Origin of the sequence: Mesorhizobium sp. WSM4887, from assembly GCF_029625865.1 — a bacterium.
Taxonomy (GTDB): domain Bacteria; phylum Pseudomonadota; class Alphaproteobacteria; order Rhizobiales; family Rhizobiaceae; genus Mesorhizobium.
This window is the reverse complement of sequence record NZ_JARTVP010000012.1, coordinates 60277-74914: the sequence shown is the minus strand read 5'-3', so window position 1 is coordinate 74914 and position 14638 is coordinate 60277. Positions and strand designations below refer to the sequence as shown.

Below are 14638 nucleotides of genomic sequence, written 5' to 3'. Positions count from 1 at the left end.
GCCGACATTCAGAAGTGCGGGACAACTGCGACCCGCGGAAGGCGCGTGGTGGTTGCCTGGGCGGGCTCTTTTGAAGGCTACTCTTCAGCAATTGGCAGAGCAAACGACGCCTTGATCCGATCCATTACAACGATTGTCTTGAACCCCTTTACTTCAAGATGTTCGTAAAAAAAACGACGGGTAAACGCCTCGTACTCGGCCATGTCCTGAGCAGAGACCGTAATAATAAAATCCGCTTCACCCGTAACGTAGTAAGCGTTCATGATCTCAGGCGTCCGCCGAATTGCCTGCTTGAAACGATCGATGATATCGGCGCGATCGCGCTCGAGAGTGATGGATACCAGCAGGAGCAGGGGCCGACCGACGGCTTCCGGTGAAACTATGGCAACGTCCGCTTCGATGACGCCAGCGTCTCGAAGTCGCTTTAATCTCCGCTGACAAGCGGTAGCCGATAGTCCGGCAAGTTCGCCCAATTCCTCTGTCGTAAGGCGATTGTTGCGCTGCACGACGTTGAGAATCTTCCGGTCAATTCGATCCAGATCCATTCACAATCTCTGCTCATGATGATATCGGCCAATGCCAAGGCCGCCAGTCCGTACGTCCAAAATGTAGCAAGTGCCAAACGCCCTCTCGGCGCTAAAGTCGGTCCAAGTCGCAGAAAATCGGCGTTTCTTTCGCCATCTGCGCACAATACCGGCATAGTATAACTATCTGAGGGGTGCCGCTGAATCGATGGGCGTTGCTGGTGAGCAGTTGCGGGCCAGCGCAAGAACGGCAGATTCGATCGGGTGGGGGCGATCCCCGGTCGAAAAGATCCTACCGATCTCGTTGCTCAGGCGCAGAAAACATGAGTTGCAGCACGCTCGCATCAGTTCGAGGCAAGCGTGTTAGGGAGCGACATCACCAAGGGTGTCGGCGTTGCAGCATAAATCGGAGACCATGAGAGTCAGGCTATGAACCGGCCCCGGCTTTCGGATGCCTTACGGCCCTCGCGCGTCGGCCGCGAGTGAACTATGATCCGCATGGGTGTGGGGCTGGAGGAGAAGGTCGTCGGCTCAGTCAGGCTAACGTCGCTCCAAGCACTGGTAAGAAGCCCTATCCGCGGTCTGAGAATTACCCAAATTGATCTCTCGTGAGGCAGTTGTTGCAGCTGCATTCCGTCGAGACGCTTCAGTGATCCGCGAGAATGGCTCGCGATCTCTGCGTGAATCGCGGTTTGGCGCAGGAATGCGGCGTGGGAGACCGAATGTTAGACCAAAGTCGGCACGAGCACCGTGTAAAATGGGCAGGTCAGCGCAGACCAGTCTGGCGGCATTCTTACCCTTGCCGGAACGATCGCCTGAACAAGGTAGCTCAACCGCCGTCCGCACTCCCAGGAGAGAAAGCCATATGCTTCCCTTGGACATCCTCCGAAAGGAGTTTCCAGCCACAGCAAACGCCATCTACATGGATGTCGCGAACCAGGGCCTCATATCAAGCACAACATTGGCTTCAATCGAGCCTCATTTGAACAATCGGCTGCATGGCCTAAACGACGAAGAAAGAATGCTCGAACACGTCGAGCGTACTCGCGCTAGGTTCGCACAATTTATCAATTCAGATCACGATGAAATTGCAATTACCAAGAATGCATCGGAAGGCATCAACATCATCGCTAATGCGATCGATTGGAGAGATGGAGACAACGTCGTTCTATGCCCAAAATTGGAACACGCAAATAATATCTTGCCATGGATTCAGATCAGAGACCGCTACAATGTCGAGTTGCGAGTCGTAGAGCCGGATAACGGCTCAATTCCCCCTGATGCATTCGTAAAGGCGATTGATTCTCATACCCGCGTTGTTGCCTTGGCGACGGTGACGATGGTTCCGGGGTTTCGGACCGTCATGGAGCAGATATCCGAAGCCTGTAGGCACTACGGTGCATTTCTTTTGGCGGACGCGACGCAATCTGTTGGGATACTCCACACCGACGTCAATCGACTTGGCGTAGACGGTGTAGCAGTGTCCACTGTGAAGGGTTTGATGGGTCTTTATGGATCGGGTTTTTTATATTGCCGTAAAGAATGGGCCGATCGGCTGAGCCCGGCCTATCTTGCGCGCTTCAGCGTAGATTTCGGAAACGCGCCAGAATCAGCTCCGGTACCTAGTTTTGTAAAGTTGCGCTCTGGCGCGCCCCGCTTTGATATCGGGCATTACAACTTCCCTGGCATGTTGGCTGCATATGCATCAATGGGCCAGCTACTTGATATCGGAACCGAGGCGATCGACCAGAGCGTTACCTCACTCGCAAAACGTATGGCCACTGGTCTCTTAGATATCGGGCTTCCGGTCTGCGGCGGGCCACCAGGCGCTCACACTGGAAGTATCGTAGCCGTTGGCGATTCCAGCGATCTTGTTGAAGGGCGCCCAGTCGACGCCCGCATTCGGTCGCTTCACGAGCATTTCACGAAGAACGGGGTAATCGTCTCAATACGCAGAGGCATGCTCCGGTTTTCCCTGCATCTTTACAACACCGCCGATGAAGTCGATCGCGTAATCAATCTGGCCAAGAGCTGGTCGAAGTAAGAGCGACACGGCTAGTTCATGCACACAGGAGAGTACATGTCGACCCAGAGCGCCGAGACTATCGGACTTCTCCAAGATCTTATAAAGATCGAGAGCATCAATCCATCGCTGTCGCCAAAAGGTAGTGGAGAGCAAGGTGTAGCCAAGTTCCTCGAGGGTTTTTGCAAGGAGCGGAAGCTGGCTTACGGGATACAGGAGGTGGCCGATGGTCGCTCGAATTTCCTGACCTGGGTACCTGGGAAAGAACCCGATAGGCGTATTCTATTCATTGCTCATATGGATACCGTTCCTATCGATAGGTGGGAATCAGATCCATTCTCGGGTGAGCAACGGGACGGGCGAATATATGGGCGAGGTAGCTGCGACACAAAAGGCTCACTTGCAGCTATGTTGATTGCGCTTAGCTCACTTGGTGAACGGCAGCCCCGGGCCACGGTTGTTGTGGCAGCCAGCATTGACGAAGAGTACCGCAAACTTGGCGCCCGCGCTATAGCCGATTCCGGTGTCGCTTATGAGGGTGCGGTAGTCGGTGAACCCACCGAATTAGAGCTCGTTGTAGCTCACATGGGTTCTGTCCGCTGGCAAATCGAGGTTCAGGGTGTACCGGCTCATACGTCGAAGCCTCATCTCGGAGTGAACGCGATCACGGGCATGGCCAAGGTGGTATTGGCACTTGATGAGCACCATCGATCCCTTGTGTCTCGGGCGCAGCACCCATTGGTAGGGTCATCACAGCTGACCGTGAGCCTCATCGAAGGAGGTTTGGAACTTACCACTGTACCGCCGGTATGCCGTATCTGGGTCGATCGGCGTCTCATACCCGGGGAGCGGCCGCAGGACGCGTTGGCGGAGGTAGAAAGCATACTGGAAGGCCTTCGCCAGGGCGAAGACAAGATCAATGTTCGGTCATTGCTTCCCGCATTGGAAGACCCGCCTCCAATCAGTTCCGGGTCGAGCAAAATTGCAGCAGTCGCAGGAGCGGCTTGTGCCCACGTCGCGGGGACCGGAGAGCAGAAGGGAGCCACCGGCGGCTCGGATGCAAATCAGCTGTCATTGGCTGGGATCCCGTGTGTGATTATCGGACCCGGGCGTACTGCCCAAGCCCATACGAACAACGAGTTCGTTGAAATCGATCAACTGACCAAGGCTGCTGATTTGTACCAGAGAATCATGCTCACATATTAGGAGTGGCCGGCCTGATGGGGGTGCTCAAACCCCGTCCATTGGGCCGCGGACGCCCCGGATGCTGCATGAGCGTGGCGGCCGCAACGTCCCGATCTTCGCTGGTCTCGTCGGCGCTTCCCACGTAGATCTTGCCGCCCGTGCTTGAAATTCTGTTGCGACAGGCAGAGTGCGTCTTCACCATAGGGAGGGCATGATCTTCCACCGGAGACGCAGAGCCACCGAAAATTTGGCGCTCATATGCGGATAACGTACGGCAAGTGCCTAGGAAATGCAGATTTTCCGCGACAAGAAGAAATCCTCGGGGAAAACAGCCTCTTGTGACGTGATACGAAGAGAAAGTATGCGGACAGGACGAATGCCTGATCCGTTCGAGGAATGCCTGTTTTGAAGGACTCGACGAGATGAAATATGAGAAGCCATTTCCGCCCGAGGAGTTTCGGCGTCGTGTTCATGACGTGAAGCAGCGGATGGAGCGAGCGGGGCTGGACTTGCTGATCTGCCAGGATCCCGCGAATATGTATTGGCTTACCGGCTTTGACGGCTATTCGTTCTACGTGCCTCAGGTGGTCTTAGTGCATCTCCAGTCGGACATGCCCCTCTGGTTCGGACGTTTCGTCGATGTAAATTCCGCTTATATAACGACGGATCTGCCTAGAGAAAATATAAGCTCATTTTCCGATCATAGACTTCAACATCCAGAATTACATCCATTTGACGATCTTTGCGAGCTTATCAATTCGCGCGGCTGGGGATCTGATCGAATCGGTGTCGAGCTTAACGCCCACTTCTATACTGCCCGAGCACATCAACATCTCGTCAAAGGCCTTCCGAATGCAAAATTCTCTGATAGCCGCGAATTAGTCAATTGGGCACGGCTTATAAAATCTGACCTTGAACTAGTCTACATGAGAGAAGCGGGCCACCTTGCAACGCATACGATGCAGACGGCAATCGCTAACCTAAGGCCTGGAGTGCCGCAACATGAGGTCGTCGCGGAGGTGTACCGGGCCCAGACACGAGGGGTGGACGGTAAATATGGCGACTCTAGCGGTCCTCCTCTTATCCAGACTAGCGAACAAACGAACGCTCCGCACCTCAGTTGGACCGAGGAGCCCTTGCCGACCTCTGGCCTGGTTCTCATGGAGTTCGGCGCCACCCGACGCCGCTACTGTGCGCCGCTGTGCCGCACCGTCCACATCGGAAAGCCACCCGCAGAGGTCTCGCGTCTTGCTGAGGTTATAGTGGAAGGCGGGGATGCTGTGCTCGAGATGGCAAAGCCTGGTACCGTCGTTGAGGAGCTTAATGCGGTGTGGCAAGATATCCTCAAGCGGAACGGGTATATCAAGATAGGCCGCTCCGGCTATTCAATCGGACTCAACTTCCCGCCGGAATGGGGCGAACGCACGGTTAGTATTCGCGCGGGCGACAAGACCATCCTACAACCAGGAATGTGCTTCCATTTTCAGTCGGGGGTTAGGCTCGAAGGGTTCGGCGCCGCCATCTCTGAATCATTTATTGTAACCGAAAGGGGCGGTGAGCGATTGGCAGATGTTGATCGCCGCTTGATCGTCGTGGACTAGGTGATTTGGATGTGACCCAAATCGTTTTGCGATCTCACTGGGTCCGTTCGAAGCCGGTTGAAATTTGTTTCTGCGGCGAGCGGATGAACGGATCTAGCTTAAGGACGGCGCTGTCTGAGAGGTGCGGCATGCCCAACCTCTGGGACAGGAGAATCTCGCCTAGCACATGAGTTCTCTGCATCAGCGGAGATTAAGATCCGTAGGCCGAAATGAGCCACCTGTGACGCGAGCGCGGCGTGAACGTTGCCCCATTCTACAAATGCGCGGATGACGCAAGAGGACTTAGCTTTTGAGGAGCATTGAGGACGAGTTTACGCGCGCCTGAAGCGGGCTCTTGCCAACCCTGCGCGCCGGTGGGAACGCGAGTATGGTCCGCCCCGTCCGTGCAACACGTCGCGACATCAGCACACGTTGTTCCCGATAGATGGCTCGGCAGCGAAGCTCGCCTTTTGCCCGGGGCTCGCTTCATCCTTTTCTGCTGTTTCGTGCGACTTCACCACTTCACCAAGTGAATGTCTGGGTTATCGCGGGGACCTCAATTTCGGGACCCCAAGACCTCCTTCCGAATGAAGTCGTCCGCGATGCCATCGTGTCTGAAGCGGTCGCGGTCACCCTGCACAGTGCCGGACGAAAGTAGCCTTGCGGCGAGTTCCGTCTAAGATTCGAGGCGGTTGCGCCTGCGTCAGTGCGCCTGATCGGTGTCGGTCGAGAACTTAATGCCACGAGGCCAGATCGGGAACTCGGGATCGGGAGATCGGCGCTGGAACCAACTACTTTCCGCGCCGCCGGCGACCAGCGCGACCTTCGCTCGCGGTCGCTAAGCCTCCTGGCAAGTGAAGTTGTGAGCCGTGTCCAATTCTACGCGAATTGGCTGCTGTTTGCAGGAATGCAGCTAAAGGGGCATCAACTGCGCTGCCGATCGGCGCTGTGGCAGCAATAACCTAAAGGCATCAGCATACCATTGGAGTCTTAGATGAGGGGTACGTCAATCACGGCATTACGCAGGCTCAAACGGCCAGACCTTTTGCGTGGTGATGCGTATCTGAACGGCGCCTGGCTCTCCAAATCAGATACTCTTGCCGTGTTTGATCCTGCCAGCGGTGACGAGATCGCTCAAGTTGCGGCTTGCGCAGACGCCGACGTTGACGACGCGGTCCATTGCGCAAGAGCAGCGTTCCTCAAGTGGCGCGACATGCTTCCGTTACAGCGTGGTGCATATCTGCGGAAATGGGCGGCAGGCATGCGGGAGAGCGCCGAAGACCTGGCTGTCATCATAACGGCCGAGCAAGGAAAACCGATTGCTGAAGCCCGCGGCGAAGTTTCATACGCTGCCGGCTTTTTAGATTGGTTTGCAGGGGAAGGGGAGCGGGCTTACGGCGAAACGATTCCCAGCCATCTCCCCGCAAGCAGGCTGGCCGTGCATTTGCAGCCGATCGGGGTGACTGTCGCCATTACGCCATGGAACTTCCCAGCGGCAATGATCACCAGAAAGGCTGGAGCTGCACTGGCCGCTGGCTGCACAATGATTGTAAAGCCGGCACCCGAAACGCCACTGTCGGCCCTCGCGCTTGCCCGCCTTGCCGGGGATGCTGGCATTCCGCCCGGCGTGTTTCAGGTGATCACGGGCGAAGCTCCGCCACTTGCCAAACGGCTGTTGTTGCATACCCACGTGCGTGCGTTCTCTTTTACGGGCTCCACCGAGGTCGGCAGAATCCTTCTCGAGCAATCCGCGAAGACAGTGAAGAAAGTCTCGCTCGAACTTGGCGGCAATGCTCCTTTCATCCTTTTCGGCGATGCGCCGATCAACGCTGCGGTCGCCGGTTGCATGGCAGCCAAGTTCGCGACATCCGGTCAGGACTGTCTCGCGGCAAACCGGATTTATGTGCAGCGAGAGATTTACGAGCATTTTACGGAAAAATTTGCCGAGGCCACCAGTAAACTAAAGGTCGGGCACGGATTGGAGCCAGGTGTCGACATCGGTCCGATGACAAAGACGTCTGGTGCTGACAAATGCAGGCACCAGGTTTCTGAGGCTCTAGCAGCCGGGGCTCGAATGGTAGCAGGCGCACAGCACAATTCGCTTGGCGGGAACTTCGTCACGCCGGCCGTGCTTGCTAATGTGACCGATGACATGGTGATTGCGAAGGACGAAACGTTTGGACCTGTCGCTGCAATCCTGCCCTTCGACGACGAACGGGAGGTGGTCGCGCGAGCCAACAATTCCGAGATGGGACTTGCGGCCTACGTCTATACCCAAGATCTCAACCGAGCCATGCGGCTCTCCGACCGGCTCGAATATGGCATGGTTGCCGTGAATACTCCAAAATTTACGGGGCCGGGCATTCCGTTCGGCGGCTGGAAACAATCCGGCCTTGGTCGCGAGGGCTCAAGGCACGGTCTTATCGAATATCTCGAACCCAAATACCTCTGCATCGGCAACATCGCGGCCTGAAAGGAAGCATTCAATGACCATCAACATCAAAGAGATCACCGAAAAGGACCGCAACTCGGTCTTGCATCCTTTCACTCAGCTTAAAGATTTCGCCACTGGCAAGCTCGGCGACCCAACGATCGTGGTGACAGGGAAGGGGATCCGCATCCAGGACGCGCATGGCAACCAATTTATCGATGGCTTTGCCGGCCTATACTGCGTCAATGTCGGGTATGGCCGCACGGAAGTCGCCGATGCGATCTCGCGTCAGGCCTATCGCTTGGCGTATTACCACTCCTATGCGGCGCACACGACCGACGAGCTTGCGATCCTCTCCGATCGCCTTGTGAAGATGGCGCCGGGCAAGATGAGCAAGGTGTTCTATGGCATGTCCGGCTCGGATGCGAACGAGACCCAGGCCAAGCTTGTTTGGTACTACAACAACCTGCGTGGCAAGCCGACCAAAAAGAAGATCATCTCCCGTGAACGCGGCTATCACGGCTGCAGCGTCGTGTCGGGCTCGATGACGGGCATGAGCTTTTATCACGACCACATGGACCTGCCACTTCCGCAGATTGTTCACACGGGTGTTCCACATCATTACTGGGGCGCAACCCCGGGCGAAACCGAGCGCGAATTCTCCGCTCGCCGCGCCGCCGAGCTTGATCAGTTGATCGAGCGGCTCGGCCCGGACAACGTCGGCGCCTTCATTGGCGAGCCCGTCCTCGGCACAGGTGGTATCACGCCTCCGCCGGAAGGCTATTGGGAAGCGGTACAGACGGTCCTCAAAAAACATGATGTGCTGCTGATTGCCGATGAAGTGATCACAGGGTTCGGCCGCACCGGTTCCATGTTCGGCTCACAGCACTATGGCATCGAGCCAGACCTCATCACGATCGCTAAAGGTTTGACGTCGGCCTACTTCCCGCTTTCAGCGGCAATCGTCGGTGAGAAGGTGTATAAAGTCCTGGAGGATGGAGCCGACAAGGTCGGGGCATTCTCGCACGGCTACACCTACTCTGGTCATCCGATCGGCGCCGCCGCGGCCAACGCGGTCCTCGATATTGTCGAGAAAGAAGACCTCCCCGGCAATGCGCGTGACGTCGGCGCGTTTTTCCAGGCGCAGTTGCAGGAGAGGTTCGCGCAGTTGCCGATCGTCGGCGAAGTGCGGGGCGTCGGTCTTATGGGCGCAATCGAGTTCGTTGCCGATCGCGACAATCGGAAGCGTTTCGATCCGGCGCTCAAGGTAGGTGCGCGAATCTCGAAGGCCGCCCGTGACCGTGGTCTTATCGCTCGGGCCATGCCGCACGGGGACATTTTGGGCTTTGCTCCGCCGCTGGTTACAACCAAAGCTGAGGCGGAGGAGATTGTTGCAATCGCAGAAAGCGCCGTGCGCTCGGTTATGGATGAGCTTGTTCGCGAGAGTGAGAAAATCTGAATGAGTTGGGCCATCTTGTCGTAATCAAGGCGCAAACTCAAGCGACGGCCTGATCGGCTTGCGGGGCTGCCAGCTGAGCTGGTGCCGCGTTCCGCTCATTGAGTTTTCGGCGGAATTCAATGCAGACACTGCTCAGGAGGAACTGGTGGCCAATTCGACCGCACTCAATCCCTGGGAATGGCCTGAAAGCCATTGGCGGCGGCGCATCAACAAAGTCAGAGCGGGCAAGGCACTAAGACCAATGTGGCCCGGCGGTAAACGCTGTGCCTTCGCCATCTCGTTCGACGTCGATCATGAGTCGAACGAATTGCGCAGGGGAGGGCGATCGCTAAGCAGATTATCCTGGGGTCAGTACGGGAGCCGACGAGGGATGCCTCGGGCTTTGGAACTCTTGAGAAAGTACGACGTTCCGGCGAGTTTTTTCGTTCCCGCTGTGATCGCTCAGTTGTATCCAGACGAGCAACGCGCAGTTGTCGATGAAGGCCATGAAATTGGCATGCACGGCTGGATACACGAGCTAAACTCGGAACTGAGCGCAGAGAGCGAGCGCTCTTTAATGATGAGGAGTGCCGACACTCTTGAAAAAATCACTTCCAAACGCCCGACGGGAATTCGAACGCCTTCCTGGGATTTTTCCGACGCAACTCTACGGATCATACGTGAAACCGGATTGACATACGACTCATCCCTTATGGCCGATGATAGTTGCTATGAGCTGCTGGAAGACGAGGAACCCACGGGAGTGATTGAAATACCGGTCGAATGGATTCGAGACGATGCCACTTATCTTTGGATGAGTCCCGATGGGTCTTCACGGCCAGATTTATCAGTCGACGACGTGCTTTCTGTATTTATTCGGGAGTTCGAAGGGGCCTATCAAGATGCCGATTTATTTCAGCTGACTCTGCATCCACACGTCATTGGATATCGCTCACGGATCTGGATCGTAGAAGAATTAATTCGACGCGCCAAAGCAAAGGGTGACGTTTGGTTCGCCACACATCATCAGGTCGCCGAGCGTGCGTCCTCATGTCTCTGAAAACTCTCAGACAGGAACGCCGGTAGAGTGCGGTGTTCTTGGGGCGGCGCAAGCCGTCCTGCGCCTCGACCGTTGCGGCGGTCACCAATGGATTTGGAATGACGCGGATCATCCGCTGTCCGGTATTCGCTTTCAGAGCGGGTACAGTGGGAGTTCTTATCTTGGAGGAGGACTACAATCTTGATTGACACGACCTTTGCCGGAAAAACGGTGCTGATTACCGGCGGGTGGCGCGCTTGGCCCGGCCAGTGCCAAACTGCTGGCGGCGGGTGGAGCGGATTTGGTGTTGGCTGACCTGTCGCAAGAGGCTCTGGACCAAACTCTGGCCGCCTGTCCTGGTGCCCGTTGAGTTGTCTGCGACGTGACCGATCCGGCGATGCTGGAAGGGCTGGTCGACCTCGCCCGCGAGAGCTTTGGCCGGCCGGTTGAGGGCTTGGTCGCGGCCGCTGGCATTACGGTGCGATGAAGCGGCTGATAGACGTGAAGGGTACGAAGCCATGTTCAGCTTCAACGTCGGGGCCATTTGGCGAATCTGCAAGCTGCATCCCGCAGATGCGCGAGCTTGGCCGCGGATCGGTGGTGCTCTTCAGCTCGACTGCTGGTCTGCAGGCCTCGAAGGACGTGCCGATCTATTCGGTGACCAAGGCGGCGGTTGTGATGATGACTCGCACGCTGGCGCTGAACCACGCGGCAGAAATATCCGCGCAAACTGTGTCTGCCCCGGAACCATCGCCAGCCGTTGGCCGAGGCCGGCGTCGCCTTCGCCCGGGGAGAAGCGGCACAGGTCGAGCGCCGGACGAAGATCATCGCTGCGCATCCGATGGGCCGAATGGGGTTGCCGTCCGAGGTGGCGACAGCTGTCGGCTATCTGCTGGACGATGCGGCGGGCTTCACCATCGGCGCCGCGCTTACGGTCGACGGAGGCAGCCTTGCCTAAGCTCCGGTCAGAAACACTGTCGTCGTCACCGGCGCGGCGCGCGGGATCGGTGCCGCAACAGCGGCGTGGCTTGGCTCGGAAGAGGCGTGGGTGTTGCTAGTGGATGTTCTGGATAAAGTGCACGACACAGCTGCGGGCCTTGGCCAGACGGCGCTCGTCTGCGATCTGGCCATGCCCGACGCCGCAGGGCGGGTTCTGGCCGCCTTGGATGCCGCAAGGATCGAGACGCTCGACGTCCTCGTGAACAATGCCGGCATTGGCGGTTCGAAGTCGCTCGCCGATACTGACGATGCCTTTTGTTCCCGCTGATCGATATCAACTTGCGTGCAGTCATCAGCCTGACCCGCGAGTTGCGGCCGCGGATGCGCCAGCCGGGCGGGCGGATCATTAATGTCAGCTCGATCCTCGGGCTTACGGGCTATCCCGGAACGGTAGGCTATTCGGTGGCCAAGGCCGGGATCGCGTATCTCACGCTCCAGCAGGCCGGCGAGCAGGGCCTGTAGGGTATAACCGTGAATGCGGTGGCGCCCGGCGTGGTCCCCACCGACATGACTCGAGCGCTGCACGTACGCAGCTACCAACGCCTGATGGTCGCGCCAATCCGCTCGAGCGCGTCTCCTCGCCGGAGGAGCAGGCGGCGGTGATCGCCTTCCTGCTTCGGACGACGCGTTCTACGTCTCGGGCGCAGTGATCCCCGTCGACGGCGGCTCCCGCCTGTCACAGTAGAGAAGAATAGCGCAATTTAAGCCTATACACAGGATGGCCCTGCAATTCCCGGATGCAGACCGACTCTGCCGGTAACCGGTTCCGGTGGTCGATCCTGTTAGCGGCGCCATTACCCGGCGCACATTTGATCGCGGTGGTGGGCAAGTTGAATTTACCCTTCGCGCGCTTCCCAGCGATCAATATGGCAGTGTCGTACTGCTCGGTCATTGTCGCAACGGTCGCGTTCAGCGTCGGCGCGAACCACAGCGCCTTGGCCACACCAGGTTGTAGCAGACGGATCGCCTCAGTGACCCGCCGAAGAAGCTGAGGCCGTCAATCCAGTCGGGCAGCTTTTGAGTCAGAGTTGGCAAAGGCTGCTCGAACTGAACGACTGTTGAGGAAAGCCTTTGCAGGCGCGGCGGGCGCGAGCACCGCGGGGAGCCGCAAAAAGGCACGCGGAGAGCTCTGCTGAGGCTGCAGTCAACTCAGCGTCCTTGGGAGCATATTGAAGTAGTATTTGCCCATCTCTCCCTGTTATGGCGATTTGAGAAGCAAAAAGCCCGTTCAGCGTTTAGCTTGGAGAATGTGCCCACTGCACTGCTCGCCCGCGAATCACCGATATTATGCAGATTTAGGAGCTCGACGCCGATCTCCTGCATTTGTTGGCGAGGATTGCTGGAAGAGTACCCATTCAATGCACTAAAATCCTGGAGTGGTCTGATCCTCATATTGTAAGTGTAGGCTGGCCTGATGCGGCTGGTTCCAAGTCTTCACAAAGGTTCCAACTACGCCTCCTCCCAAGGCGCATCGGCCCGGCAGCGAGTTCAATCTCCTGCCGGGCGTTGTAACTATTTGCGCACATTGGCCGATTCGGACCTTCAACGGGTTGGGCGGCTGCTGGCTGTCGGAGCAATGTAAAACTGGCTCATAGGCAAGAGTTAGATTGATGAGCAGTCTTGCGGACCAAGTCGCCGATCCAAATTCGCCAGGAGCATTTGCGCCCCTCAGAAATCCGAGCTTTCGTTCAATCTGGTTCGCCACGCAGGTCAGCTCGCTCGGCTGGTTGATGCAGACTGTTGCCATCAGCTGGCTGATGGCTACGATTTCGACTTCCGATCTGATGGTCGCGCTGGTTCAGGCTTCTTCAAACCTGCCAGCGTTCATCTTATCCGTCTTCGCCGGGGCCTTGGCTGATAATTTCAGCCGGCGCCGGGTCATGTTCGCCGGCCGGTGCCTTATGGTATTGGCATCTGCGATGCTGACGGCTTTTGTGGTGCTGGGCTTTGTCGATCCGTGGATGATCCTCGGCTTCAGCTTCTTGATCGCATGCGGCGGCGCTCTCCACGATCCAGCCTGGCAGGCCTCGGTTGGCGATATGGTGAACCGACGCGACGTTCCCGCCGCCGTCACGCTCCTCTCCGTTGGCTTCAACACTGTTCGGACCGTAGGCCCGGCGCTCGGTGGCATAGTAGTTGCCTCTTTTGGGCTGATGACGGCTTTCGCCGTAACCAGTCTTACCTATCTGGTCCCTTTGGTAACCATATGGCGCTGCAAGTGGATGGTTCGCTCATCACCTCTCCCACGTGAGTCGATGAGGACGGCGATCTATGACGGGCTACGCTTCACGGCGATGTCGTCGGAGATTAAGACGGCGATCACTCGCGGAACCCTCTTTGGTCTGGCGAGCATCGCCATTCTCGCGCTGCTGCCGCTGGTTGTCCGCGACCAGCTGGGAGGCGGACCGCTCGCCTATGGCACGCTCATGGCCGGATTCGGGACAGGCGCCGTCTTCGCCGGCATCTCGAACAGCGTGTTCAGACGGAGCTTGTCACAAGAGCGGCTGATGACGCTCGCATGCGTCGCCTGCGCGGCATGCTCCCTTTCGCTTGCGCTGACTTCTTCGATTGCAGTGGCGGCAATTGCACTCGCCATGGGTGGCGCGGGCTGGGTCACCGCCTGGTCCGGGGTCGGCGTGACCGTGCAACTGGCAAGCCCGCGCTGGGTCGTGGGGCGCACCATCTCGATTTACTATGCATTGATCGATGGCGGCATCGCAGCGGGCAGTTGGGTGTGGGGCACGGTGGCCCAGAACCATTCACTGACCTTGGCACTGGAGGGCTCCGCTGGAGCCCTTCTGCTGGTCGCCGCCACGGGCCTCCTGTTTCCCCTTCGCGAGCGCCGCGAATCCGATCCAGATGCTTTGGAGGACTTCGACGCACCGGCAGTCGCCCTCAATCTCAAGCCAAGAAGCGGTCCCATCGTGGTCAAAGTCGAGTACCTAGTGCCCGAGGAAAATCGCGAAGCATTCCTGGAACTCATGCGGGCGCGCCGGCATGTGCACAGTCGCGTCGGCGCTCGTCATTGGACTCTCCAGCGCAACCTTCAGGAGCCTATGCAATGGATAGAGACATTCCGCACGCCGACCTGGACCGACTACCTTCGCCTGAACCATCGTCTCACGGAAGCAGACAAGGAATTGGGTAAACAAGTGCTGAAATTGCATGCAGGACAGCTTCCGCCTAAAATCATGCTTTTTATCGAGCGACCAACAAGCTCGGCCCTAAAGTCCGATGAATCAGCACGTTATTTTCTCCGACACTGACTCTTCGAGGTTAACCCCTTGTATCTGCACGCAGAGGACTTTGTGCGATGGAAGCGACTGAGCCTCGAACCGGATGGCCATCCGGTTCGAAGCAAGGCGAAGTCGCCCGACACCCCTCCGGCCACAACCGTGGGTGAGCCTGGGATCTTCGCC

10 protein-coding genes and 2 pseudogenes are annotated in these 14638 nt (G+C 57.5%); 10 read left to right on the top strand and 2 right to left on the bottom strand.

Translation table 11 applies throughout. From position 1 onward, the window contains the following. Nucleotides 1-77: 77 nt before the first annotated feature. Nucleotides 78-545, bottom strand: a complete 468-nt coding sequence (locus P9230_RS28030) for an Lrp/AsnC family transcriptional regulator (RefSeq protein ID WP_063169330.1) — start codon at nucleotides 543-545, stop codon at nucleotides 78-80. An 844-nt stretch (nucleotides 546-1389) separates the two neighbouring features. Here P9230_RS28030 and P9230_RS28025 point away from each other — a divergent pair. From P9230_RS28025 to P9230_RS27985, 9 genes and pseudogenes are all read left to right on the top strand, one after another. Further along, nucleotides 1390-2568 carry an aminotransferase class V-fold PLP-dependent enzyme gene (locus P9230_RS28025; RefSeq protein ID WP_063169329.1) on the top strand — a complete coding sequence of 393 codons (1179 nt, stop codon included), beginning with the start codon at nucleotides 1390-1392 and terminating at the stop codon, nucleotides 2566-2568. A gap of 36 nt (nucleotides 2569-2604) precedes the next feature. After that, nucleotides 2605-3753: a M20 family metallopeptidase gene (locus tag P9230_RS28020; RefSeq protein WP_063169328.1), complete on the top strand. Its 1149-nt coding sequence runs from the start codon at nucleotides 2605-2607 to the stop codon at nucleotides 3751-3753. Between the two features lie 401 nt (nucleotides 3754-4154). Continuing rightward, nucleotides 4155-5333, top strand: coding sequence for a Xaa-Pro peptidase family protein (locus P9230_RS28015; protein ID WP_063169327.1), 1179 nt, complete (start codon nucleotides 4155-4157; stop codon nucleotides 5331-5333). Between the two features lie 973 nt (nucleotides 5334-6306). Then, the gene (locus tag P9230_RS28010; protein ID WP_063169326.1) at nucleotides 6307-7785 is read left to right on the top strand and encodes an NAD-dependent succinate-semialdehyde dehydrogenase; all 1479 of its coding nucleotides are present in this window, start codon (nucleotides 6307-6309) and stop codon (nucleotides 7783-7785) included. A 13-nt stretch (nucleotides 7786-7798) separates the two neighbouring features. Continuing rightward, nucleotides 7799-9202 (top strand): aspartate aminotransferase family protein, encoded by a 1404-nt coding sequence (locus tag P9230_RS28005; protein ID WP_063169325.1) that lies wholly within the window; start codon nucleotides 7799-7801, stop codon nucleotides 9200-9202. A gap of 145 nt (nucleotides 9203-9347) precedes the next feature. Further along, on the top strand, nucleotides 9348-10241 hold the full coding sequence (locus tag P9230_RS28000) for a polysaccharide deacetylase (protein ID WP_224570030.1): 894 nt from the start codon (nucleotides 9348-9350) through the stop codon (nucleotides 10239-10241). 739 nt (nucleotides 10242-10980) lie between these two features. Further along, complete coding sequence (locus P9230_RS27995; RefSeq protein WP_063169323.1) at nucleotides 10981-11178, top strand: SDR family oxidoreductase; 198 nt, start codon at nucleotides 10981-10983, stop codon at nucleotides 11176-11178. A gap of 27 nt (nucleotides 11179-11205) precedes the next feature. Then, nucleotides 11206-11487, top strand: a pseudogene (locus P9230_RS27990) (SDR family NAD(P)-dependent oxidoreductase); the annotation flags it as partial. After that, nucleotides 11475-11681, top strand: coding sequence for an SDR family oxidoreductase (locus tag P9230_RS27985; protein WP_199489648.1), 207 nt, complete (start codon nucleotides 11475-11477; stop codon nucleotides 11679-11681). The pseudogene P9230_RS27990 and the gene P9230_RS27985, both read left to right, overlap by 13 nt. A 400-nt stretch (nucleotides 11682-12081) precedes the next feature. Here P9230_RS27985 and P9230_RS27980 read toward each other — a convergent pair. After that, nucleotides 12082-12248: pseudogene (locus tag P9230_RS27980) on the bottom strand (IS21 family transposase); the annotation flags it as partial. A gap of 581 nt (nucleotides 12249-12829) precedes the next feature. On the opposite strand from P9230_RS27980, the gene P9230_RS27975 reads away from it, so the two are divergent. Beyond that, nucleotides 12830-14485 (top strand): MFS transporter, encoded by a 1656-nt coding sequence (locus P9230_RS27975; RefSeq protein WP_063169321.1) that lies wholly within the window; start codon nucleotides 12830-12832, stop codon nucleotides 14483-14485. The last annotated feature ends 153 nt before the right edge of the window (nucleotides 14486-14638 follow it).

Coding starts and splice junctions, on each gene's coding strand:
- P9230_RS28015 (WP_063169327.1), top strand. CDS start 4,155: ATGAAATATGAGAAGCCATTTCCGCCCGAGGAGTTTCGGCGTCGTGTT.
- P9230_RS27975 (WP_063169321.1), top strand. CDS start 12,830: ATGAGCAGTCTTGCGGACCAAGTCGCCGATCCAAATTCGCCAGGAGCA.
- P9230_RS28005 (WP_063169325.1), top strand. CDS start 7,799: ATGACCATCAACATCAAAGAGATCACCGAAAAGGACCGCAACTCGGTC.
- P9230_RS28030 (WP_063169330.1), bottom strand. CDS start 545: ATGGATCTGGATCGAATTGACCGGAAGATTCTCAACGTCGTGCAGCGC.
- P9230_RS28025 (WP_063169329.1), top strand. CDS start 1,390: ATGCTTCCCTTGGACATCCTCCGAAAGGAGTTTCCAGCCACAGCAAAC.
- P9230_RS28020 (WP_063169328.1), top strand. CDS start 2,605: ATGTCGACCCAGAGCGCCGAGACTATCGGACTTCTCCAAGATCTTATA.
- P9230_RS28010 (WP_063169326.1), top strand. CDS start 6,307: ATGAGGGGTACGTCAATCACGGCATTACGCAGGCTCAAACGGCCAGAC.